This is a genomic window from Bradyrhizobium sp. S69, assembly GCF_009766005.1.
Taxonomy (GTDB): Bacteria; Pseudomonadota; Alphaproteobacteria; order Rhizobiales; family Xanthobacteraceae; genus Bradyrhizobium.
In genome coordinates this window covers 134,166-155,141 of the sequence record NZ_LMUK01000025.1, presented here as the reverse complement: position 1 = coordinate 155,141, position 20,976 = coordinate 134,166, and the positions used below count along the sequence as shown (strand labels likewise).

Below are 20,976 nucleotides of genomic sequence, written 5' to 3'. Positions count from 1 at the left end.
GCAATTTCCGGTTCTGATGGAATCAGAACCGGGCTCTAGATACTTGTTTTGACGCGTTTTCTTGACGCGAACCGGTGTCCACTTCGCTCGAAAACGCTCTAGCTTGGCGAAGCGCGCAAGTGCGCCGCGCCAGGCTCGCCGCAACGCGCCTAGCTTGAGAGATCGCCGCGGATAGCCGCAAGCGTGAGTTTTTCGAATTCCGCCTCGCTGAGGTGTCGCGGATTAGAGCCGGCCGTCGGATCCTTCACGGCATCGGTAGCGATGATGTCGGCATCGGCTTCCCTAACGCCGATCTCAGCCAAAGTGTGCGGCACGCCAAGTTTTTTGCGGAACGCGAGGATCCATTGGAGTACCGCGTCGAAATCGCGGCCCGGCAAATCGAGCGCCCGCGCGATATGCGGAATTTTGTCGGCGATCGCGGCTCTGTTGCAGACCAACACATAGGGAAAGATCACGCCGTTGGTGAGACCGTGATGGGTGTCGTAACGCGCGCCCACCGGATGCGATACCGAATGGATCGCGCCGAGGCCCTTCTGAAAGGCGGTCGCGCCCATCGAAGCCGCCGCAAACATGTAGGCGCGCGCTTCGAGGTCGCGACCATTCTCGACCGCGCGCGGCAGATAGGTATCGACGATCCTGATTCCCTCGAGCGCGATGCCGTCGGCGAGCGGGTGGAAGGCGTTGACGCAATAGGCCTCGAAGCAGTGCGCCAACGCGTCCATGCCGGTGGCCATGGTCAGGAACGGCGGCAGCCCGACGGCCAGCTCAGGATCCTGGATCGCGATCTTCGGCAGCATCAGCGGGTGAAAGATGATCTTCTTTTCGCGGGTTTGCTCGCGCGTGATCACGCTGGCGCGGCCGACCTCCGAACCGGTTCCCGCCGTGGTCGGCACCGCGATGATCGGCGCGATGCCGATGGTGTTGGCCCGTGTCCACCAATCGCCGAAATCCTCGAAATCCCACACCGGGCGGGATTGCGCCACCATGAACGCCACGCACTTGCCGATATCGAGCGCCGATCCGCCGCCGACTGCAACGACGCCGTCATGGCCGCCCGCCTTGAAGGCATCGACACCGGCCTGAAGGTTCGCTTCGGTCGGATTGGACTTCACGTCGGAGAAAACGCCGATCGGAATTCCGGCATCGCGAACACGCCCCAAGATGCCCGCGATGAGATCGCTCGCCGCAAGGCCCTTGTCGGTCACCAGCAACGGCCGGGTGATGCCGTGGGTCCGGCACGCCTCGGGAAGTTCGGCGATGCGACCGGGGCCCGTTATGACGCGTGTCGGAAAATTCCAGGCGCCGGTAATCTGAACGGTCATGGCTGCTCTCAGTGTTCGATGCGAGGGTGAGTTCGGGAACGACCTCGTCATTCTGCGCCCGCGGGGCTTCAGATGATTTCGAAATAGCGGGCGAGTTCCCAGTCGGTGATCGCCTTGCGGAACTCGCGCTCCTCCCAGTGCCGGGTCATCGCATAATGATCGACAAAGACGTCACCAAACAAGTTACGCGCCGCCGACGAGGCAACAAGCCGGTCCGCGGCCTGCGACAAATTTCTCGGCAACGCGCGCTCGGCCGGATGCGCGACATCATAGGCACTGCCGGCAATCGGCGCGTCCGGCTCGATCTTGTGTTCGATGCCCCAGAGGCCTGAGCCGAGGGCTGCGCCGATCGCGAGATACGGATTGATGTCGGCAGCCGCGATCCGGTATTCGACGCGCTGGCTCGATGGCGAGCCCGGAATGACCCGCAACGCGCAGGTGCGATTTTCGATGCCCCAGGTCGCATCGGTGGGCGCCCAGAAGCCGGGGATCAGGCGGGAATAGCTGTTCACGGTGGGCGCCACCATCGCCAATAGCTCGGGCAGCAGCGCCTGCTGGCCCCCGACAAACCAGCGCATGGTGTCGGACATGTTGCCGGGACGCCCGCTTTCGTGGAACACGGATTTGCCGGCGAGATCGCGCAGCGAAAGATGCAGATGTCCCGACTGACCCGGATAGGCGTTCGACCATTTGGCCATGAACGTCGCCATCTTGCCCTGCCGCTCCGCCAGCACCTTGGTGAAGGTCTTGAAGATCACCGCGCGGTCGGATGCCGCGAGCGCATCGGTATATTGGATGGCGGCTTCCAGTACGCCGGGCCCGGTCTCGGTGTGCAGACCCTCGAGCGGCATGTCCATGTCTTCGCAGAGCTTAAGCAGCGCATGATAGAAATCCGACTCGACCGATGATCGCAGCACCGAATAGCCGAACCAGCCCGGAGTCAGCGTCTTGAGGTCGCGGTAGCCTTTTTCCCGCACGCTGTGCGGCGTCTCGTCGAACACGAAAAACTCGAACTCGGCCGCCGCGGTCGCCGCTAACCCCATCCCCGCCGCGCGATCGACGATGCGGCGCAACAGCCGGCGCGGACAGATCTCTGCTGCCGCGTCGTCGAATTCGCCGAGGAAGAACAGCATGCCGCCTTCAAAGGGCACATCGCGGCAGGACGTGGGATCGATCCGCGCGGTCGCGTCGGGAAAGGCGGTGTGCCATCCGGTAAAGCTCGGTTTGTCGTAGATCTGATCATGCGAGTCCCAGCCAAAGATCACGTCGCAGAACTTGAAGCCGTGCTCGAGCGCGCTGAAGAATTTGTCGCGCGACATATATTTTCCGCGGATCACGCCGTCGAGATCGACCACGCCGAGCTTGACGTGAGACAACCCCCGCGCCTCGACCAGCGCCCGGGCATCGGCTGCGGTTTTTACGTTTCTCGAATCCATGGGGCTCGGCTCTCACATCGGACGTCAGCAGGCATTCTGACCAGTCTATGGGAGACGACCATCACAAATAAGAACAATTTTAAGTGGCATCCTGAAAGCGCTCGCGCATTTCGGCAGAAAATGACCGTGACGAGTCGAATTTCCGGCCAAGTAATTGAAATTGCTATCGGACCGGGACCCCCTTCGGGCGCGACGTGACGCGGTTACTTCGCCAGATCGTTCTTTGCCAAGTCGCTGCCGCACGAAGTGCGGCTGAGCACCCGCTGCGTCGGGAACAGCCTGATCCCCCAGCGCCGCTCGATCTCGCCCCACACGCCTTTCGGCATGAACAGCATGATGAGAATAGCGATAATGCCGAGCACAACCAGATACAGGCTGCCATACTGCGCCAGATAGGTGATCAAGCCCCACAAGGTCAGCACGCCGATCATCGGTCCTTCGATGGTGCGGACGCCGCCGATCACCACGATGAAGATGACATAGGCGGTCCAGTCGGTGACGCTGAACGCGGCATCCGGTGAAATCCGCGCCTTCTGCAAATAAACCACGGCGCCGACCATGCCGGTCGCGAAGGCCACGACGATCCACAGCAGGTATCGGATGCGGCCGGTGCGCACGCCGACGCTGCGCGCGGCCGCGGCGTTGTCGCGGCTGGCGGCCAGCGCGAGCCCCATCCGCGAACGCACGAACGCGGTGATACCGAGCGTCACGGCCACCGCGAGCAACAGCGCGATCCAGTAGATCAGCACATCGCGTGCGGCCGCGGGACGCAGGCCGAACAACGCCTGCGCCGATTTCAGGCCGATCATCTGCGACAGGTCCGATGGCGAGATCGACATGCCGGTGCCGCCGCCGAGCGTCTTGAATTGCGCGCAGATCAGCCGCAAAGCTTCGGCCGCCACCCAGCTACCGATGGCAAAATACGGCCCCTCCAGCCGGAACAACAGCGGCCCCAGCACGGCGGCCACCACCGCGGCGAGCAGGCCGGCCAGCGGAATCGTGAAAACCGGATCGATCCCGAGCGTCACCACACCGGCAAACAGCGCATAGGCGCCGAGCCCGACAAAGGCCTGCTGCCCGACCGAGACCAGACCGCCCCACCCCGCCAGCACGTTCCACAATTGCGCCAGCGCCAGCATGGTGAACACAAAAATCAGATCCTGGATCAGGTTGCGCGAGGCGACCGCCGGCAGCAACACCAGCGCCACCACGACGGCTAGCGCGCCGATCGCCGCGGCTCGCGACAGCGGCGTGCCGACGCGCACCTGCCATAGCGGCGCCGCGCCGGCGCCACGCCCGATCTCGACCTTGTCGCGCGCCGCCGTCACGCTCATGGCCGCCTCGACGGGAATAATCCACGCGGGCGAACCATCAGCACCGCCAGGAAGGCGAGATGGCCGCTGAGGATCTGCCACTCCGGATTGATCCGTGCGCCGATGGTCTGCGCCAATCCGAGCACGATGCCGCCGACCAGCGTGCCCCACAGGCTGCCCAACCCGCCGATGATCACGGCCTCGAAGGCATAGAGCAGCCGTGCCGGTCCGATCGAAGGATCGAAATTGGCGCGGATGCCGAAGGTGATCGCGGCGATCACCGACACCGCCAGCGAAATGCCAACCGCGATGGCGTAAACGCTGCGCTCGTTGATCCCCATCAGCTGGGCGATCTGCGGATTGTCGGAGGTGGCGCGAAACGCGCGTCCAAGCGAGGTGCGGTAGAAAACAAGTTGCAGCAGCGCCACCGCAACGATGGCGGTGAGCAATGCCGTCAGCGGCGCGAGGCCGATGCTCAATCCGCCGCCGAGCGTCACCGAGGAGGATTCGAACGCACCGGCCTGAAGCCTGCGGCTATCGGCGCCATACACCAGCAGCAAACCGTTCTGGATCACGATCGAGAGCCCGAACGTCACCAGCAGCGGCGGCAGGATGTCATCGCCGAGCACCCGCTCTAGCACCAGCCGCTGCAAGGCAAAACCAGCCACGAACATCACCACCACGACCAGCAGCGTGGCCACGAGCAAGGGAATGCCGAGCACCGTGGTGACGCTGAGCACCAGATAGGCCGCGAGCAGGATCAGGTCGCCATGCGCGAGATTGACCAGCCGCATGATGCCGAAGATCAGCGACAGCCCCAGCGCAAACAGCGCATAGACGCCGCCAAGCAGCACGCCCTCGATCACGGTGTCCAGTCCGATCATTGCGGCCTCATGTTCCGAAATATGCCGAGTGAATGGCATCCTGGCTGGCATCGGCCGGCCGGCCCGTGAGCGTGACCCGCCCCTCCTGCAGACAGTAGAAACGGTCGGTGCTGCGCAGCGCGCGGGCGATATCCTGTTCGACGACGACGATGCCGGTGCCGTGCTCGCGAATCCGCGGCAGCATCCGGTAGATATCCTCCACGATGATGGGCGCGAGGCCGAGGCTGATCTCGTCGCACAACAACACCGATGGATTAGACATCAGCGCGCGGCCGATCGCCACCATCTGCTGTTGCCCGCCCGACAGCTCTGTGACGCTGCTGCGCCGGCGCTCCCTGAGCACCGGAAACATCCGGTAGACCGACGAAAGATCCCACGGCGAGGTGCGCTCGCCGCCGAACGCGCCGATCAGAAGGTTTTCCTCGACGGTGAGCGAGGGAAACAACTGCCGGCCTTCCGGCACCAGCGCGAGCCCCAGCCGCACGATGCTCGCAGCTTGACTATCGCCGATCGGTCTGCCCGCAAAACGGACCGCATCGGGCCGGTTGCGCACCAGCCCCGCCAGCGATTTCAACAGCGTGGACTTGCCGGCGCCGTTGGCGCCGATCACGGCCACCGCTTCGCCGGCACCGAGCTCAAAATCGATACCAAACAGCGCCTGGAAGTCACCATAGAAGGCATCGAGCGCGGTGACGTTGAGCAGCGCGGTCATGCCGGCACTCCCATGTAGATGGTCTGCACTTCGCTGGAGCGCATCACTTCCGCCGGCACTCCTTGGGCCACCACCCGGCCGAAATCCAGCACCACCAGCCGCTGCACCACCGCGAGCAGCGCGTGAACCACGTGCTCGATCCAGATGATGCCGACGCCTCCGGCGTGGATGGTTCGGATGGTCTCGACCAGTTCATGACATTCGGCCTCGGTCAGGCCGCCGGCGATTTCGTCGAGCAACAGCGTGCGTGGCCGGGTGGCGAGCGCACGCGCCAGTTCCAGCCGCTTGCGGTCGAGCAGTGGCAGGCTTCCGGCCGGACGGTTGGCCTTGGCCTCCAGCCCGGTCAGCTCCAGCGTACGGCCGCAGTGCTGAACCGCCTCGGCCTGCCCCATGCCGCCGCCGAACAAAGCTGCGACCGACAAATTCTCGAACACCGACAGATGATCGAACGGCAGCGGAATCTGAAACGAGCGGCCGATCCCGGCGCGGCAGCGGTCTTCCGGCGCCAGATCGGTGATGTCGCGGCCATCGAGGATGACGCGGCCGGAATCCGGCCGCAGCATTCCGGTGATGAGGTTGAACAGCGTCGATTTGCCGGCGCCGTTCGGGCCGATCACGCCGAGCGCTTCGCCGGACGACAGAGACAGGTCGATGCGCTCGGCCACCACGATGGCGCCGAACGCCTTGGAGACAGCTTTGAGTTCAAGCATCGTTGCGACCTGGCGTTATCGTCATCCAGAATAAAGCGTCTCGCCATCAAAAGCCGCCGCTGCCGGTCAAGCCGGCAACGACGCAGAATTTGGCAAAACGCTGCCGATTTAGCTCAGCGCCTGCATATCGCCGCCGAGCGGGATCTGCGGCGCCTGCTTGTTTTCGGTGACGACCATGTCGTATTTTTCGCCATTGAGGCGCCACTGCCCGCCGACCAGCGGCGTCTTGGCGATGTTCTTGGCGGCGAACGGCGGCACCTTGTCGGAGCCGAACACGACGGGGCCTACGATAGTGTCGAGTTTGGTGGCGCCGATCGCCTTCGCAAGGGCTGCGCCATCGGTCGGATCGCCCGCGCGCTTCATGGCATCGACCGCGACTTCGAACAGCGAATGAACAAAGCCTATCGGCTGGGTCCATTGCTTGCCGGAAGCCTGCTCATAACCCTTGGCGAGTTCGGCGGCGCTGACCCCGCTCAGGCTCGATTTGTAGGGATGGCTTGGCGTCCACCACACCTCGGTCGAGATGTTGTTGCCGCTCTTGCCCAATGCCAGAACCGAGGTCGGGAACAACAGCGCCTTGGCGACCGACACCACCTTGGGCTTGAAACCCTTCTGGCGTGATTGATTCCAGAACGTCGTGAAGTCCGGCGGGATGATCACGCCGGTGACGATCTCGGCATCGGCGCCGCGGAACGCGGAGATTTGCGAGGAGAAGTCATCGGTCAGATTCTGGAATCGGCCCGGGTCGGTCAGCTTGAAACCTTGCTTGTCGAGCACCGGCGGAAAACCGATCACCTTGTCGCCCCAGGCATTGCCGTCGGCGTCGTTGGGAAACAGCGCACCGACCGATTTGTTGGTCGCGACCTGCTGCCACATGCCGGTGAAGACGCCGATGACGTCTTCAAGGCCCCAGAAATAATGGAAGGTATAGTCGAACGGCTTCCAGCTCTTGGGATCGCCGGGGTTGGCCTGGCGGCCGATGAAATTGGTCTGCCACGGCGCCACGGTTGAAATGCAGGGAATCTGCTCGAGCTCGCACTGCGTCGCCACCGGGTTGTTGGTCTCGGGCGTGGCGCCGACCAGGATGATCGAGACGTTGTCGCGGGTGATCAGTTCCTTGGCCACTTCCGCGGCACGATTCGGATTCGACTGGCTGTCCTTGGTCACGACCTCGACCTGGTAGCTCTGCGAGCCGATCTTGATGCCGTCCTTGACGAGTTTGCGGAATTCACCGAGCACGAAATCGTCGGCCTCGGCGAAGGCGGCGAGCGGGCCGCTCTTCGGCGAGACGTAGCCGATCTTGATCGGCTTGGCGGCACGCACCGCGGGACCGAATAGCGTCATCGCGCCGGTCGCCACCATGCCGCCGGCGAGGCCTTGCAGCAGACGGCGACGATTCACGCCTGACGCCGGATAGCGGAAAATCTTGCTGGTCATATGGTCTTCCCTCCCTCGTTGTCAGCCGGTGCATTGCCGGCTGTGATTGATTGGCTTGAAGTGATGTCAGGCCGCGGCGACCGAAGCCTTCGCGTCCGCATTTTCAGCGGTACGCCCGAGCAATTGGCCGAACACCCCGATCAGGACATCGGAGGCATTCGCCACGGCTTGCCTGGACCGCCAGGCGACGTACATGTCGGGCCGCACCACCACGCAGCCGTCTTCGTCGATCTCGCTCTGCCGATACCAGTCGGCATAGATGTCCTGCGCATCGCAGCCGGCGGGACCGATGCTGACGACGTCGACAGCTAAGCCATAAGCGGCTGCGACCGCGGCGGCGGCTTGCGTCCAGCACTCGCCGCCGATGCCGGTGAGCAAGGTGAAACGGCCCTTGCCCACGAGATCGATCGTCGACTTGCGAACACCATGCTGTTCGACCCAGACATGCGGCAGATGCGCGCCCGGCCAGGTGGTGGCCTGATAATAAAGTTCGTGGTCGCGATTGAATGCCGGCTCCGGCGTGCCGTCGGAAACCACCGCGCTCGATGCATAGCGCTGGTTCATCTCGACGCCATGGCAGTTGAACTCGTATGTCTTGTGCGCGATCGCCTCATAGAGCTTCTTGCGCCGCGTCTTGCCCTCCTCGGTCGGGGCCTTGCGCGCTTCGATATTCTTCCTGGCCTCGCTTGGGTCGGTGGACGACAGCAGGCCGACGGCTTCGAAGATCGGCGGGAAGTCGCCGATGCTCTTGTTGGCGCGGGTCACGATCTGCTTGCCGACCGGCTGACGTTCCGCCGAATAGCTGTCGAGCAACGATGGCTGCGCCTTGTTCTCCAGAACCAGCTTCAGCTTCCAGCACAGATTGTAGGCGTCCTGGATCGAAGTGTTGGAGCCGAGCCCATTGGTCGGCGGATGCCGATGCACCGCGTCGCCCATGCAGAATACCCGGCCCGATGAATAATGACCGGCATACATTTCGTTGACGGTCCAGGTCGAGGTCGATGTGACTTTGACCTCGAGCGTCTCGTCGCCGACCAGATTGCGCACGATCGAAATCGCTTCGTCGTCGGTGAGCTGCCGTTCACCCTGCTCGATGTCGTAGCCCCAGATGAACAGCCATTCGTTCCACGGCCGTACCATGCGCACCAGCCCGGCACCGATGCCGCCGATCTGCGCGCCGGGCTGCAACACCCAGTACAGAACGCTCGGCCGATGCGCGACGTATTTGGAGAGATCCGCCTGCACGATGATGTTCATGCTGCCGGCGCGGCCCATCTGTCCCAGCATCGGCAGGCCGATCACCTCGGCGACGCGGCTGCGGCCGCCGTCGGCGCCGATCAGATATTTGGCGCGGATGTCGTAGGTCTCGCCGGATAGCCGGTCCTTGACGGTTGCGCTGACGCCATCCGCGTCCTGAACCAGATCGACGAATTCGGTGTTGAAGCGGATCGAGCTGCCACGCTGGCCCGCCGCCTCCAGCAGGATCGGCTCCAGCAAATTCTGCGGCAGGTCGCAGATGCTGACCGGGCTCGCCAGTTCATAATCGGCGCGCCGCGCCGGATGATTGCCCCAGGAATACAGCCGGCCAAGTTCCTCACCGGCCAGGCTTTCGCAGAACACATTGTTGGCCATCAGATGTTGCGGGGTTGCTTGCGCGATGGCCTTGGCTTCAAGGCCGAGATCGCGCAGCACTTCCATCGCCCGCTGGTTGGTGATGTGCGCGCGCGGCGTATCGGCCAGCCAGCCATATTTGGTCACCAGAATATGCTTCACGCCGTACATGCCAAGCAGTGCTGCGGAAGCCCCGCCCGCCGGCCCGCTTCCCACCACCAGTACATCCGTCTCAATCGTAGTCCTCGGTGTGTTGGCCATTTCCCTCTCCCAATTTTTATGGATCGCGCTTTTGCGCTGATGCTTTCGTGTTATTCGGCCGCGGCCATCATCGGCTGCGGCACGATTCCGGTGCCTGGCCTCATCTGGAATTCGTAAGCCATGAGGTGCCACGGCCCCGATGCGGGTACGCCATCGGGCATTACCGGTTCGTCGCGACGTTCGACTTTTGCGATCAATTCGTCCTTGACGCCGAACACCGCGTCGGAGCCGAGATATTCGTCGCCCTCGATGAAGACGTGCGTGACCAGCGGCTCGAAGCCCTGCGCCTTGACCAGAAAGTGGACGTGGGCCGGCCGCATCGGATGGCGTTTGGTCGCCGCGATCAATTCGCCGACCGGGCCGTCGGTCGGGATCGGATAGCTGCAAGGCAGAATGGTGCGGAACGAGAACCGCCCGTCGGCATCGGTCTTGAACCGCGCCCGCAGCGAGGGCCCCTGGGTCTCGTAAGACTGCTTTTGCGAATCGTAGAAGCCGTCATCGTCGGCGTGCCAGACGTCGATCTCGGCGCCCGCGAGCGGCTCGCCGGATAAATCAGTGACGCGGCTGCGCACGAACATCGGTTCGCCGGCGATGCCTTGCGAGATATCCGAGCCGTGCGGCGTCAGCCGGTGTTCACCGACATAGAACGGCCCGAGCACGGTGGTCTCGGTGGCGCCTTCGCGCTCGCGATGGTTGACGGCATCGACCAGCATCGACACGCCGAGCACGTCGGAGAGCAGGATGAACTCCTGCCGCAACGGCGTGCAGGTCTGTCCGGTCCGGGTCAGGAAATCGATCGCGCGCTCCCATTCTTCAAAGGTGAGATTTGTACGGCGCACCAGATCGTGCAGCGAGGTCACGACCTCTCCGAGAATGAATTTGAGTCTGGGATCCGGCGTCGCCTGGAAACTGTGGATCACTTCCGCCGTGAGTTCATGATCGTCAAACTGGGTCATCGGTTAAGTCCTTGGGTCAGGTCCCGCGATTGGCGCTATCGGATCAGTGCAATGAAGGCGGCTCGCCGCGATAGGCCGCGACAATCAGTTCGCGCACCGAGGCGCGCTCGACCGGCCTCGGATTGGCATAGGCGTTCTGCACCGCGACATCGGCCGCACGATCGATGCCCGATTCCGGCATGCCTATTTCGGCGAGGGTTTTCGGCAGCCCCAGGCTTTGCGCCAGCTCGTGCAGGCCGCGCGCGGCGTCGGATGCGCCCAGCGCCCGCGCTATCCGCACCATCGCTTCGGGGGCGGCGACGGCGTTGTAGGCTGTCGCATGCGGTAGCATGATCGCGTGAGTCTCGGCGTGTGGCAGATCGAACGAGCCGCCGAGCACATGGCACAGCTTGTGATGCAGCGACATGCCCACCGCGCCGAGGCAGGTACCGCACAGCCACGCGCCATACAGCGCGTCGTGTCGCGCAGCGCCGTCGGACGGCGCGACCACGATGCGCGGCAGCGCGCGGCCCAGCGCGGCGATGCCTTCTTCGGCCATCAGCGAGGTCAGCGGATTGGCGTCTTCGGCATAGAGCGCCTCGACCGCATGGGCGATGGCGTTCATGCCGCTGGCGGCCGAGATCCTGGACGGCAGTCCGAGCGTCAGATCGACGTCGTAGATCACGGTATCGGGGATCAGGTCCTGCGATCGCCGCGTGGTTTTAATACCGTGTTGGGTCTCACCGAGGATCGGGGTCATTTCCGATCCGGCGTAAGTGGTGGGCATCGCAATGTGAGGAAGCCCGGTGCGCGACGACAGCGCCTTGCCGAGCCCGACCGTTGAGCCGCCGCCGATCGCAACGAAGCCGTCGATATCCTGCGCCTGGACCACCGCCATAGCGCTCTCGGTGACTTCGACCGGCGTATGCATGCGGGCATCGGAAAACACCCCGGCCAGCCGGCTGCCGAGTTGCGCACCGAGGCGCGCGCCCTGGTCGCGCTGCTCGCGGGTGGTCAGCACGAGTACCCGCCTGATCCCGAGGCGCTCGACCTCTTCGTTCAGGCGCGCGGCTGTGCCGGCGCCGAACACCACGCGGTACTGCTGCGAATTATAGGCGAAACCGCGCGGACCCGCGCTCTGAGCCGCGGCCGAATCCGTGACCTGAACATCGCTCGCGCTGTTGGCATCGGCATTGCTGATGCGCATGGCGTCCTCCCGCGCCGGAATCCCGGCGCAATCAATTTCTTGCTGTTGGAGCGGACGCTAGGCGCAACGGCGGGCACGGGCCTGCACGAAACCGGAGGAATTCTGCACAAAACCGGAAAAATGTTGTCCCGCCATCGCCAAGGGCGAAAGGCCGGCTTAAGGTGCGACAAGTCTAATGACTGCTCCGATAGCGGCCCGGGGTCACGCCGGTAAAGCGGCGGAACATGCGCGTCAGATGCTCCTGGTGCGAGAAGCCGCATTGCAGCGCGACGTCGGCGATGCTTGCGCCTTCGACGCCGAGCAGCGCCTTGGCGCGCTCGATCCGCAGGTTGAGCACATATTGGTAGGGCGAGACGCCGGCGGTGGCCTTGAAGACGCGCACGAAATATTCGGTACTGCGGCCGCAGATACCCGCCATCATTTCCAGCCGGATGTCGGTCTCGAGATTGGCTTCGACGAACTCGCGGATACGCTGCATCTGACGATGGGTCAGCCGCTGCGTCTGCTTGCCCGGCTCCGCCGCCGGCGTGTGATAATTGATCGCGATGAACCGGTTGGCGATGGCGCTGACGATCGGATCGACGAACAGCGACGAGGCCGGCAGGCCAGCGGTGATGGTGTCGCCGACCGCCGCCGCGAGATGGGCGAGCACCGCATCGTTCTCGCCGTACATGGGCGCGAGGCCGCCGATGACGTTATGCGCGCCGGCCTCGCTATCGGCGAACAGGTCGGAGCGAAGATAGATGTGGGTCGAATCCAGCGCGGCATGCAGCGCGACATCGCATTCATGGCCCGCCGGAAGAAAGAACACGCCGCCTTTGGGGATATGCCGGCCGACGGATTTTCCTCCGACGGTATAAGTTATGTCGACCGGCCCACCGCGATGCAGGACCATCAGACTGTCGGAGAGCGCGTGCAGCTTGCCCTCATAGGCGCGCTCGCGCTGAACCGAGGCAAAGGCCTGCGACCAGCCGAGGCCCTCGCTCGAGGCGCGAATGTCGGCCTGAAACTGATGCAGGATACGGTGAGTATCCTCTATCCCAAAGACCGGTTTCGATTGCATCGGGCTGGCCAACACAGGTTCCAAGGACCTTCAAGGTATCAGTCGCCGCGCAAGTGAAGCGCAACAGTTTTGCAATTTCAACATACAGCAGGAGCGGTTTGGCCCCGCAGGCCTATTTTGCCGTTCGCGAATTTAGCTCAGCACCGGCCCTGATATGGCGATATGGCCTGAGGCCGAAAATCTGATTTCTTATATAACCAATTGAAATATAAAACAAATATAGATATGCCCCTCACCGCGAGGCCGTTCTTACTGATTTTCCGTCGGTGCGCCCTTGTCGGACCACTCCGGCGGCAACCCCACCCGTTCAGCGATCATCCCGACTGCGCCGGGGCCGCGACCGAACGTCTCACACGCGGCATATTTCGGCTTTCCACCCAACGACGACCCGATTTTGTCGAGCGATGGCATGTGCGGCGCTTTTCCGAACGGCGAGGCGCCGGTCACGAGCAACTGACTGAAGTCACCACCGAACGAAGCGGCGAGGTCGTAGGCGTCGCCGGCGGTCGACACCGTCGGTGAATTGGTGAACGAATTTGCCCCGCGCGCCCAAATCATCGCGGCCTGCTGCTTGCCGCTGGGGTCCTGCGCTTCGGCTTCGACCGTCAGGCTCCCGAGCCCGATCGGAAGTCGCGGAACGGGCGCCGGGACACCCAACGCCATCGGGACGAACGACACAACCTTCGACGCACCCGCCGCGACTTCGTTAGTTGGTGCGGCCTGAGTAACCAGAACATGCGCCGTCAAGTCCGCCGGTTGATCGGCAGTGACCACCTGAAAGCGTTCGCTCAACCCGACGCACAGCGATCGATCGACCGCGTTGGCGACCAGCACGCGCTGTTTGGTCGACAGATTAGGTGACGCCGCTTGCGAGAACACCGTTGGTACGATTCGCACCGTCTTTGCAGCGAGCACTTCGTCCTTGCTGACGCGGACCAGCGATTTCGCCAGTACCCCGTCCGACGGGGTCAGGCTGTCGTAGGACGACAGCGATCCGCCCCTGGTCATCGGCGCGCTGGCGCAGCCCGACAACAAGACCGCGGCCATCGTCGATGCCGCCACGGATTTGACGAGTAAGCGGCTCCGTCCTCGCGCGCACCGTGACGACAGATTGTCCACGAACCGGGCGCCCCCCTTCGAGCCGCAATTCGTAACGTGGGCGAACGGGTATTCCATGATGCCTCGCGGTCGGCAGAGGCATCACGATAGAGCGACGACAGACGCTGTTGGAATAAGAAATATTAAGCCACATTTCGCGGCGAAACGCCGACCTATTTTAGCCACCTTTAAACGCGCTCTTGCGTCGCGCCCAACGACATTTTCAGCGCGGGCCATCCGGGAATTTCTACCAATGCCGCCCCTCTCTCACGGCGTGATGACCTCGCCCTCCCTCTCGGTCGCCGCAAAGGCACGTATCCTGTGCGTTGAGGACGATCCCGAGATCGCGCGTATGCTGTCCGACGTCCTCGACGAAAACGGCTTCTCTCCCGTCTTCGTTGGATCTGCCGCAGACATGGACGTCTTGCTCCAGCGCGAAAGCATCGACCTCGTCGTACTCGACGTCATGTTGCCGGGCGAGGACGGATTTAGCATCTGCCGGCGGCTCAGGATGTCATCGTCGATTCCGATCATCATCGTGACCGCGCGCGGCGAGGAAGTTGACCGGATTGCCGGTCTTGAGCTCGGCGCCGACGACTATGTGGCGAAACCGTTCAATTCTCGAGAACTGGTGGCGCGAATCCGGGCGCTGTTGCGCCGCGCCGATGGCAGCGCGGCGTTCACCCGGCTTCGGCCGCGTCCGCTGACCTTCGCCGGATGGCGTATCGACCCCACCGCGCGCGAACTTCATGATCCCGGTGGCGTCAGGATTACGCTGACCAGCGCCGAGTTCGACCTGCTGCTGGCGTTCTGCCGCAATCCCGGCGAAATTCTATCGAGAGAACATCTGATCGAACTGGTGCACGGCGGTCTCGCCGGACCGGTCGAGCGAAGCATCGACGTTCATATCAGCCGTATCCGGCAGAAGATCGAACCAGATCCAAGAGACCGCTCCATGATCAAGACGGTTCGGTTGGGCGGCTACGTGTTCACACCGACGGTGGAACAGATCTAATGGCATGGTTCGATCGGCTGATGCCGCGCAGCATCACCGCACAGATCACCGGCGTCGTCGCCATTTCCGCCCTGATCGGCATCGTCCTCGCCGCAGCAACGCTCATGCTGATATTCGATTCTCCGTCTCGCAGCGACGGCCCGATGCCAAGAGTGACGCGCATTGCACAGATCACGCAGCTATTCCAGGCGGCCGATAGTCCGACCGAGATGGACCAGCTTCTGGCCGTCGTCCGACGCGCCGGACTCAAGGTCGAGCGTGTCGCCATTTCGGACCTCGTACCATCAGAGATCACCGATCGCCCGCCGCTTTCCTCATGGGGAGCCTTGCGACTGTTGGCATCCCGGCCCGGGATCAAATTGCTTGACGACCTGCGATATCGTCAGGGCCCCTCATCCCAGATTATCACCAGGCTCGATGAGCGAACCGCGCTGGTGTTCGACGGCGCCCTGGAAGGTGCCCTGTGGCCGTTTTTCTTTACGCCGACCGCCCTATTGTTGATGATCGTTCTGGTTTCCACGCTGCTGCTGTCGATCTATGCGGTGCGTTGGATCACGGCGCCCCTTGCAGCGGTGGCGAATGCCGCGGCGGCTTTCGGTCGTTCGCAACTGGGCGGTAGCGAGCTGAACCGGCGTGGCCCGCGTGAGATCATCCAGGTCACCGACGCGCTCAACGAGATGCGTACCCGCATCAGCGGGCTGCTTGACGATCGCACCCGCATGCTTGCAGCGATCAGCCACGATTTGCGAACGCCGCTGACGCGGCTGCGCCTTCGCTCCGAACGCATGAACCAGGACGGCTTGCGAACCGCCATGCAGAAAGACCTCACCGTGGTGAGCCGCATGCTGGACGACACGCTGGAATATCTTCGCGACGATGCGCGGTCGGAGACGGTGGCGCGCATCGACCTCGCGAGCTTTTTGCAAACGATCTGTTCCGATTTCGCCGATGTCGGGCATACGGTCTCCTATGCGGGACCGCCACGTCTTGCCTATGCGTGCCGGCCACGCGCGCTCTCGCGAGCGATCACCAACATCGTGGAAAATGCCGTCAAGCACGGCCGCCATGTCACCGTCGGACTCAGCCGAAAGACACCTGACCAGATCGAAATCGAGGTTCTTGACGACGGGCCAGGCATTCCTTCCGCTCTTCGCAACAAGGTATTCGAGCCCTTCTTCAAAGCCGACGATGCGCGCTCCCATGACAATGGCGGATTCGGATTAGGGCTGTCGATTGCGCTAGATATCATCAAGCGCCACGGTGGCGGCATTGAAATGCGTCCGCGAGAACCGAGCGGTCTACAGGTGCTGCTGGTACTTCCGCCGAAACATCTCGCGACCTAACGTCACTGACGTCGCCGGATCAAACGGACTTCACATAAGCCGCCACTTCCGCATGAGTCGCGAACCAGACATCGCCCTTGGCCTGGGCATGCCGAATGACCTCTTCCAGGATCCAGATGCGCGAACGGGGCGTGATGATATGCGGATGCATGGTGAGCTGAAACAGGCCGCCGGCCTGATAGGCCGCATCGAATTCGCGCAAAAATATCTCCAGCACGTCCTTTGGCGGCGTGTAGGGCCTGAGCGACTGGAAACGATTCATCATGAAATAGACGGCGTCGTCGCGAACCCACTCGACCGGCACCTCGACGATGCCGGTCGATTTGCCATCCATCACGAGATCGTAGCAATCCTCGTCCGCCATCAGGGAGGAGTCGTATAACAAGCCGAGCTCGGTCTCGATGCGCAGCGTATTAGGGCTGAAATCCCACGACGGCGTGCGCAGGCCGACCGGGCGGACGCCGGTGATCTTTTCGAGCGTATCGGTCGAGCGGAACATCAGATCGCGTTCCACCTCGTAAGGCAGCACCGAGTTCAGTTCATGAATCCAGCCATGGATGCCGATTTCATGGCCTTCAGCGACCAGGCGCTTTTGTTCGTCGGGATACAGCAAGGCCGCGACCGCGGGAACGTAGAAACTCGCCTTGATGCCATAACGGTCCAGCAACTCGATGATGCGCGGCACGCCGACGCGGTTGCCGTATTGCCCCCAGGACATCCGCCCGATCGACTTGCCGCCATCCCGCAGTTCGTTGGTGTCGTGATCGGAGTCAAACGAGAGCGCGACGGCGCAGCGCGCGCCGCCCTTCCAGCGCGCGGGCGCCAGCCGCCGCCCGGCGCGCACCTGGTTGACGAGGCCGCGCCAATGCGGCTCGTCCCATTGCCAGGGTTCGCCCGCTGCACCGACAGGATTGCTCATGGGATGTGATCCTTCTGCTTTGGCCGTTACCTGCCGCCATCGACCGACAGCACTTGACCATTGACGAAACTGGCGAGGTCGGAGGCGAAAAACATCACCGCCTTCGCGATCTCGTCCGCGGTGCCGAGGCGCTTCAAGGCGACGCCGTCGACAAGTTGTCGCTGTCGTTGTTCGCCGTACGAAGCCCATTGCCGTTCGGTGGCGGCATTGGTCCGCACGAATCCCGGCGCAACGCTGTTGACGCGGATGCCATGGGGGCCGAGTTCATGGGCCAGTTGGCGCGTCAGTCCCAGCACCGCGTGCTTTGAAGCGCAGTAGGCCTGAACGCCGGTGAGAGAGGCCTGAAGGGCCGCCCCCGAACTGATCGTGATGATAGTGCCCTTGCCCGCCCGCTTCATTCCGGGTGCCGCAGCCCGGCACAGCGCGAAGGCAGCGCCGAGATTGATGTCGACCACACGGTCCCAATCGTCATCGGTGACCTCCTCGAGCGGCCGCTCGGCCTGGCCCGCGACGCCTCCGGCGTTGCAGACCAGGACATCCACGGCACGTCCGGTCCGATCCTCGATCGAGCGGATCCAGCGGGCACCGGCCTGCCGATCGCGCAGGTCGACCTTGGTGATGCTGATCCGCTCGGTGCCGGCCGCATCCGCATCGAGGATGTCGCAACCAAAAACATCGGCGCCCGCGGCTGCGAAGCGGGTTGCGATGGCGCGGCCGAAGCCGATCGCGGCGCCGCTGATCGCAATCGTCTTACCCGTGAAGTCCAGCATCATGGCAGCCGCGTCCTTTGTCGATGACATGCCGGGATCGCGACGTCAGCGCAACTCTTCATGCGCCGTTTCCCGGAGCGTCATCACGACAATAGCCGAAACGATGGCGGCGGCGATCAGGTAGTAGACAGGCGAGATTGGCGAACCCGTCGAATTGATCAGCCAGGTCGCGATGAAGGGCGCGAAGCCACCGAAGATACAGGTCGCCAGGCTGTATCCGGTCGACATCCAGGTCGAGCGGCAATGGGTCGGGAAGATCTCCGCGATGGCGGCCGGACCTGGACCGGAGAACATCGCGATCATCAGCCCGAACACGAACTGGACCGCGATCACGCCGAGCAGCGAGACGCCCGACAGCATGATATAGAATAGCGGATAGGTAAGAACCGCGAACGCGACGCAGCAGCCGATCAGCAGCGGCTTGCGGCCGATCCTGTCCGACCATAGCCCCATCACGGGAACCGCGATCACCAGGATCACGAGACCAATCGTATTCGACCACAGCGCCTCGGTCCGGCTGAGGCCGGCATATTTCTGCGTGAAGGTCGGCATGTAATAGAGGATGGTGTAGTAGGAAACGGTCCACAGGATCGTGAAGCCGAAGGCCTTGGCGGCCAGAATCCAGCCCGGTGTCTGCGGTCCGGACGGATCGTCCTTTGCATCCCGATAGGCCGGCGTCTCCTCGATATTGCTGCGCATGTAGATGCCGACGGGAATAAGCGCGAAACCGAGCAGGAACGGAATGCGCCATCCCCAGGATTCCATTTGGTCGGAAGACAATAGCGTGCTGGACAGCGCGGCGATGGCGGACCCCAGCAGCAATCCCCCGGCAACGCTCGCCTGCTGGAAGCTGCCGAAAAAACCTCGACGGTCCCTGGGCGCCCATTCGACGATGAACGCCGTCGCGCCGCCCCATTCGCCGCCCGCGGCGAAGCCTTGCAGCAGACGACAGGCCACCAGCAGCAGCGGCGCGAGCACGCCGATCGAATTGTAGTTCGGGATGAAGCCGATGCCGACCGTGCCGACCGCCATCATGAAGATGGTAAGCAGCAGCGCCGCCTTCCGCCCCCTTGCATCACCGATCCTGCCGATGATGACGCCTCCGAGAGGCCGGGCGACGAAACCGATACCGAAGGTCGCAAAGGTCGCGAGAAGCGCGCCGACCTCGTCGCCGCCCGGGAAGAAATTCTTGGCGATGATCGTCGCGACATAGCCGTAGACCGCGAAATCATACCATTCCAAAACGTTGCCAACCACGGCGGCGCCGACCGCGCGCCGGCTTTCCGCGTCCGTCGGCCCCAGCGCGACCGCCGACGAGGGATCGGCTCTGTCCGCGTAACTGCTCGACATCTTGACGCCCCCGATCGATCCGCCGTCTCTGGTCGCATTGCAATTGAAGGCGCTGGAAATGTCAACAAAGCGCCTCATCGCAAGCGAGCGCGCGTTGCCACGGCAAAGCAACTGCCGCGGAACGGCTACAGCGCCCGCGTCAATCCGGCTGCGGGCATATAGATCTGCGCATAGCCTTCCTTGATCGCCGAGGTGATCTGATCCAGCCGGCGGTCGATATGCTTCTCCAGCACCGGCACGCATTTGGCTTCGTCGCGCGCCTTGACGCCGAGCAGCACGGCGCGATGCTCGGCCTGGGTCTTGGTGCGGTTGATGCGGTCCATGTCGATCCAGCGCACGAAACGAATCCGGGCATTGACGTTGCGCAGCACGCGCAGCATTTCGGCATTGTTCGACATGCTCAGCAGACCTTCGTGAAAGGTCTCGTCAAGCTTGACCAGTTCCATCGACGTGCGCTCGCCCGGGTCGGGGCCGGTGTCGCGCAGAAAAGTCAGCAGCGCGTCGATATCCTGGTCGCGGGCGCGCTGGATGGCGAGGCGGATCGCCGAGATCTCGATCGATTTGCGCAGCTCGTAGAGATCGAAGATCTCCTGGGCGTCGAGCTCCCGGCAGAAAAATCCGCGGCCCGGCGCGAAGCGCAGAAAGCCTTCGGTGTTCAGCCGGTTCAGCGCCTCGCGCAAGGGCGTGCGGCTGACGCCGAGCCGCGCGGCGATCGCGCCCTCGTTGAGTCGCTCGCCAGGCTTGAACTCGAAGCTCACGGCCATCGCCTTGAGCTGTTCATAGACCCGGTCGACGACGCTGTCGGAAGTGGTCTCCACCCGTTTCACCATCACCGCATGCACCTAATAATATATGTTGTCATACAAATACGCCGCTGGGGTCGAAAACGCTGATCGTCAGGAAAAGCTGCGCGGTCGCAGGCCGGCGTGGAACCAGGTGATCATCGAATAGATGTCGTAGACCGGAATGCCGACAGCCGCCTGCAACGCGGCCGCATAAGGCGGCATGTTGGTGCATTCGAGCACGATCGCGCCGATTTCGGGATGACCGGCAACTAGTTGCTTGCCGGCCTCGACGACGTCCTGCTCGGCGAGCGCGACATCCATGTCCTCTTTCTCGGCCTTGATCAGCACGCGGAAGAATTCCCGTCCGCCCTCGGTGCCGACCAGCGGTGTATCGAGTGGCACGCCGGCGCCTTCGAGATGGGCCGGCGTCAATGTCGAACCCGAGACGGTGACGAGCCCGACGCGTTTGCCCGGCGGCAGCGTCGCCTGCACCCACGGCACCTGCATCAGCGACGACGTCGCGACCGGCACACCGACCGCAGCCGCGATCTCTTTCTGGAACAGCGACAGGAAACCACAATTGGTGGTGATCGCCTCGGCGCCCAACCGGACCAGATCCTTGGCGGCATCGATGAAGTCCGGCAACAAACCGGCCGCCGCCTTGAGCACCACTTTTTCCGGGCTCGCCCCGCTCACCACCCGGTACAGCACGGGAAACGGCCACGTCGTGCCATTGCCCATGTCGCCCGGAATACGCGGAAATTTTGCCTCCAGCATCAGGATGCCAAGCGGCGCGCCGTAGATG

19 protein-coding genes are annotated in these 20,976 nt (G+C 63.2%); 2 read left to right on the top strand and 17 right to left on the bottom strand.

What is annotated here, in order from left to right; translation table 11 throughout:
* Positions 1-149 precede the first annotated feature (149 nt).
* The 12 genes from GSQ88_RS10080 to GSQ88_RS10025 all read right to left on the bottom strand — a co-directional run bounded on the left by GSQ88_RS10080 (position 150) and on the right by GSQ88_RS10025 (position 13,938).
* On the bottom strand, positions 150-1,322 hold the full coding sequence (locus GSQ88_RS10080; RefSeq protein WP_159007579.1) for an iron-containing alcohol dehydrogenase: 1,173 nt from the start codon (positions 1,320-1,322) through the stop codon (positions 150-152).
* A gap of 68 nt (positions 1,323-1,390) precedes the next feature.
* Positions 1,391-2,758, bottom strand: a complete 1,368-nt coding sequence (locus GSQ88_RS10075; protein ID WP_159007578.1) for a glutamine synthetase family protein — start codon at positions 2,756-2,758, stop codon at positions 1,391-1,393.
* 203 nt (positions 2,759-2,961) lie between these two features.
* On the bottom strand, positions 2,962-4,092 hold the full coding sequence (locus GSQ88_RS10070) for a branched-chain amino acid ABC transporter permease (RefSeq protein ID WP_159007577.1): 1,131 nt from the start codon (positions 4,090-4,092) through the stop codon (positions 2,962-2,964).
* Positions 4,089-4,955, bottom strand: a complete 867-nt coding sequence (locus GSQ88_RS10065) for a branched-chain amino acid ABC transporter permease (protein ID WP_159007576.1) — start codon at positions 4,953-4,955, stop codon at positions 4,089-4,091. Before GSQ88_RS10065 ends, GSQ88_RS10070 begins: the two co-directional genes overlap by 4 nt.
* 7 nt (positions 4,956-4,962) lie before the next feature.
* Positions 4,963-5,667, bottom strand: a complete 705-nt coding sequence (locus tag GSQ88_RS10060) for an ABC transporter ATP-binding protein (RefSeq protein ID WP_159007575.1) — start codon at positions 5,665-5,667, stop codon at positions 4,963-4,965.
* On the bottom strand, positions 5,664-6,377 hold the full coding sequence (locus GSQ88_RS10055) for an ABC transporter ATP-binding protein (protein WP_159007574.1): 714 nt from the start codon (positions 6,375-6,377) through the stop codon (positions 5,664-5,666). The genes GSQ88_RS10060 and GSQ88_RS10055 overlap by 4 nt, the downstream gene beginning before the upstream one ends.
* A gap of 108 nt (positions 6,378-6,485) precedes the next feature.
* Positions 6,486-7,814, bottom strand: a complete 1,329-nt coding sequence (locus GSQ88_RS10050; RefSeq protein ID WP_502706713.1) for an ABC transporter substrate-binding protein — start codon at positions 7,812-7,814, stop codon at positions 6,486-6,488.
* Between the two features lie 66 nt (positions 7,815-7,880).
* The gene (locus GSQ88_RS10045; protein WP_159007573.1) at positions 7,881-9,686 is read right to left on the bottom strand and encodes an FAD-dependent oxidoreductase; all 1,806 of its coding nucleotides are present in this window, start codon (positions 9,684-9,686) and stop codon (positions 7,881-7,883) included.
* Between the two features lie 50 nt (positions 9,687-9,736).
* Positions 9,737-10,642: an intradiol ring-cleavage dioxygenase gene (locus GSQ88_RS10040; protein WP_159007572.1), complete on the bottom strand. Its 906-nt coding sequence runs from the start codon at positions 10,640-10,642 to the stop codon at positions 9,737-9,739.
* A gap of 43 nt (positions 10,643-10,685) precedes the next feature.
* A complete protein-coding gene (locus tag GSQ88_RS10035; protein ID WP_159007571.1) occupies positions 10,686-11,828 on the bottom strand; it encodes a maleylacetate reductase in 1,143 nt (380 codons plus the stop codon).
* A 172-nt stretch (positions 11,829-12,000) separates the two neighbouring features.
* Positions 12,001-12,891 carry a helix-turn-helix domain-containing protein gene (locus tag GSQ88_RS10030; RefSeq protein ID WP_159007570.1) on the bottom strand — a complete coding sequence of 297 codons (891 nt, stop codon included), beginning with the start codon at positions 12,889-12,891 and terminating at the stop codon, positions 12,001-12,003.
* A gap of 249 nt (positions 12,892-13,140) precedes the next feature.
* On the bottom strand, positions 13,141-13,938 hold the full coding sequence (locus tag GSQ88_RS10025) for a DUF3313 domain-containing protein (protein WP_159007569.1): 798 nt from the start codon (positions 13,936-13,938) through the stop codon (positions 13,141-13,143).
* Positions 13,939-14,242: 304 nt separating this feature from the next.
* On the opposite strand from GSQ88_RS10025, the gene GSQ88_RS10020 reads away from it, so the two are divergent.
* Both GSQ88_RS10020 and GSQ88_RS10015 read left to right on the top strand, forming a co-directional pair.
* Entirely contained in the window at positions 14,243-15,004 is a 762-nt protein-coding gene (locus GSQ88_RS10020) for a response regulator (RefSeq protein ID WP_246735190.1), read from the top strand.
* 20 nt (positions 15,005-15,024) lie between these two features.
* Positions 15,025-16,347, top strand: coding sequence for a sensor histidine kinase (locus tag GSQ88_RS10015; protein ID WP_246735189.1), 1,323 nt, complete (start codon positions 15,025-15,027; stop codon positions 16,345-16,347).
* Between the two features lie 19 nt (positions 16,348-16,366).
* Here the strand turns inward: GSQ88_RS10015 and GSQ88_RS10010 are convergent, their stop codons facing one another.
* The 5 genes from GSQ88_RS10010 to GSQ88_RS09990 form a co-directional block, all read right to left on the bottom strand.
* Positions 16,367-17,266 carry a polysaccharide deacetylase family protein gene (locus GSQ88_RS10010; protein ID WP_159007567.1) on the bottom strand — a complete coding sequence of 300 codons (900 nt, stop codon included), beginning with the start codon at positions 17,264-17,266 and terminating at the stop codon, positions 16,367-16,369.
* Between the two features lie 26 nt (positions 17,267-17,292).
* Complete coding sequence (locus GSQ88_RS10005) at positions 17,293-18,066, bottom strand: SDR family NAD(P)-dependent oxidoreductase (RefSeq protein WP_246735188.1); 774 nt, start codon at positions 18,064-18,066, stop codon at positions 17,293-17,295.
* 15 nt (positions 18,067-18,081) lie between these two features.
* Complete coding sequence (locus GSQ88_RS10000) at positions 18,082-19,386, bottom strand: MFS transporter (protein ID WP_159007566.1); 1,305 nt, start codon at positions 19,384-19,386, stop codon at positions 18,082-18,084.
* A 125-nt stretch (positions 19,387-19,511) separates the two neighbouring features.
* On the bottom strand, positions 19,512-20,216 hold the full coding sequence (locus GSQ88_RS09995) for a GntR family transcriptional regulator (protein ID WP_159007565.1): 705 nt from the start codon (positions 20,214-20,216) through the stop codon (positions 19,512-19,514).
* 66 nt (positions 20,217-20,282) lie between these two features.
* Complete coding sequence (locus GSQ88_RS09990; protein ID WP_210253780.1) at positions 20,283-20,975, bottom strand: aspartate/glutamate racemase family protein; 693 nt, start codon at positions 20,973-20,975, stop codon at positions 20,283-20,285.
* Between the last annotated feature and the right edge of the window lies 1 nt (position 20,976).

What these genes read in the sequence shown, in the direction of transcription:
- GSQ88_RS10080 (WP_159007579.1), bottom strand. Translation starts at nt 1,322, where the DNA reads ATGACCGTTCAGATTACCGGCGCCTGGAATTTTCCGACACGCGTCATA.
- GSQ88_RS10075 (WP_159007578.1), bottom strand. Translation starts at nt 2,758, where the DNA reads ATGGATTCGAGAAACGTAAAAACCGCAGCCGATGCCCGGGCGCTGGTC.
- GSQ88_RS10070 (WP_159007577.1), bottom strand. Translation starts at nt 4,092, where the DNA reads ATGAGCGTGACGGCGGCGCGCGACAAGGTCGAGATCGGGCGTGGCGCC.
- GSQ88_RS10065 (WP_159007576.1), bottom strand. Translation starts at nt 4,955, where the DNA reads ATGATCGGACTGGACACCGTGATCGAGGGCGTGCTGCTTGGCGGCGTC.
- GSQ88_RS10060 (WP_159007575.1), bottom strand. Translation starts at nt 5,667, where the DNA reads ATGACCGCGCTGCTCAACGTCACCGCGCTCGATGCCTTCTATGGTGAC.
- GSQ88_RS10055 (WP_159007574.1), bottom strand. Translation starts at nt 6,377, where the DNA reads ATGCTTGAACTCAAAGCTGTCTCCAAGGCGTTCGGCGCCATCGTGGTG.
- GSQ88_RS10050 (WP_502706713.1), bottom strand. Translation starts at nt 7,814, where the DNA reads ATGACCAGCAAGATTTTCCGCTATCCGGCGTCAGGCGTGAATCGTCGC.
- GSQ88_RS10045 (WP_159007573.1), bottom strand. Translation starts at nt 9,686, where the DNA reads ATGGCCAACACACCGAGGACTACGATTGAGACGGATGTACTGGTGGTG.
- GSQ88_RS10040 (WP_159007572.1), bottom strand. Translation starts at nt 10,642, where the DNA reads ATGACCCAGTTTGACGATCATGAACTCACGGCGGAAGTGATCCACAGT.
- GSQ88_RS10035 (WP_159007571.1), bottom strand. Translation starts at nt 11,828, where the DNA reads ATGCGCATCAGCAATGCCGATGCCAACAGCGCGAGCGATGTTCAGGTC.
- GSQ88_RS10030 (WP_159007570.1), bottom strand. Translation starts at nt 12,891, where the DNA reads ATGCAATCGAAACCGGTCTTTGGGATAGAGGATACTCACCGTATCCTG.
- GSQ88_RS10025 (WP_159007569.1), bottom strand. Translation starts at nt 13,938, where the DNA reads ATGGCCGCGGTCTTGTTGTCGGGCTGCGCCAGCGCGCCGATGACCAGG.
- GSQ88_RS10020 (WP_246735190.1), top strand. Translation starts at nt 14,243, where the DNA reads ATGCCGCCCCTCTCTCACGGCGTGATGACCTCGCCCTCCCTCTCGGTC.
- GSQ88_RS10015 (WP_246735189.1), top strand. Translation starts at nt 15,025, where the DNA reads ATGCCGCGCAGCATCACCGCACAGATCACCGGCGTCGTCGCCATTTCC.
- GSQ88_RS10010 (WP_159007567.1), bottom strand. Translation starts at nt 17,266, where the DNA reads ATGAGCAATCCTGTCGGTGCAGCGGGCGAACCCTGGCAATGGGACGAG.
- GSQ88_RS10005 (WP_246735188.1), bottom strand. Translation starts at nt 18,066, where the DNA reads ATGTCATCGACAAAGGACGCGGCTGCCATGATGCTGGACTTCACGGGT.
- GSQ88_RS10000 (WP_159007566.1), bottom strand. Translation starts at nt 19,386, where the DNA reads ATGTCGAGCAGTTACGCGGACAGAGCCGATCCCTCGTCGGCGGTCGCG.
- GSQ88_RS09995 (WP_159007565.1), bottom strand. Translation starts at nt 20,216, where the DNA reads ATGGTGAAACGGGTGGAGACCACTTCCGACAGCGTCGTCGACCGGGTC.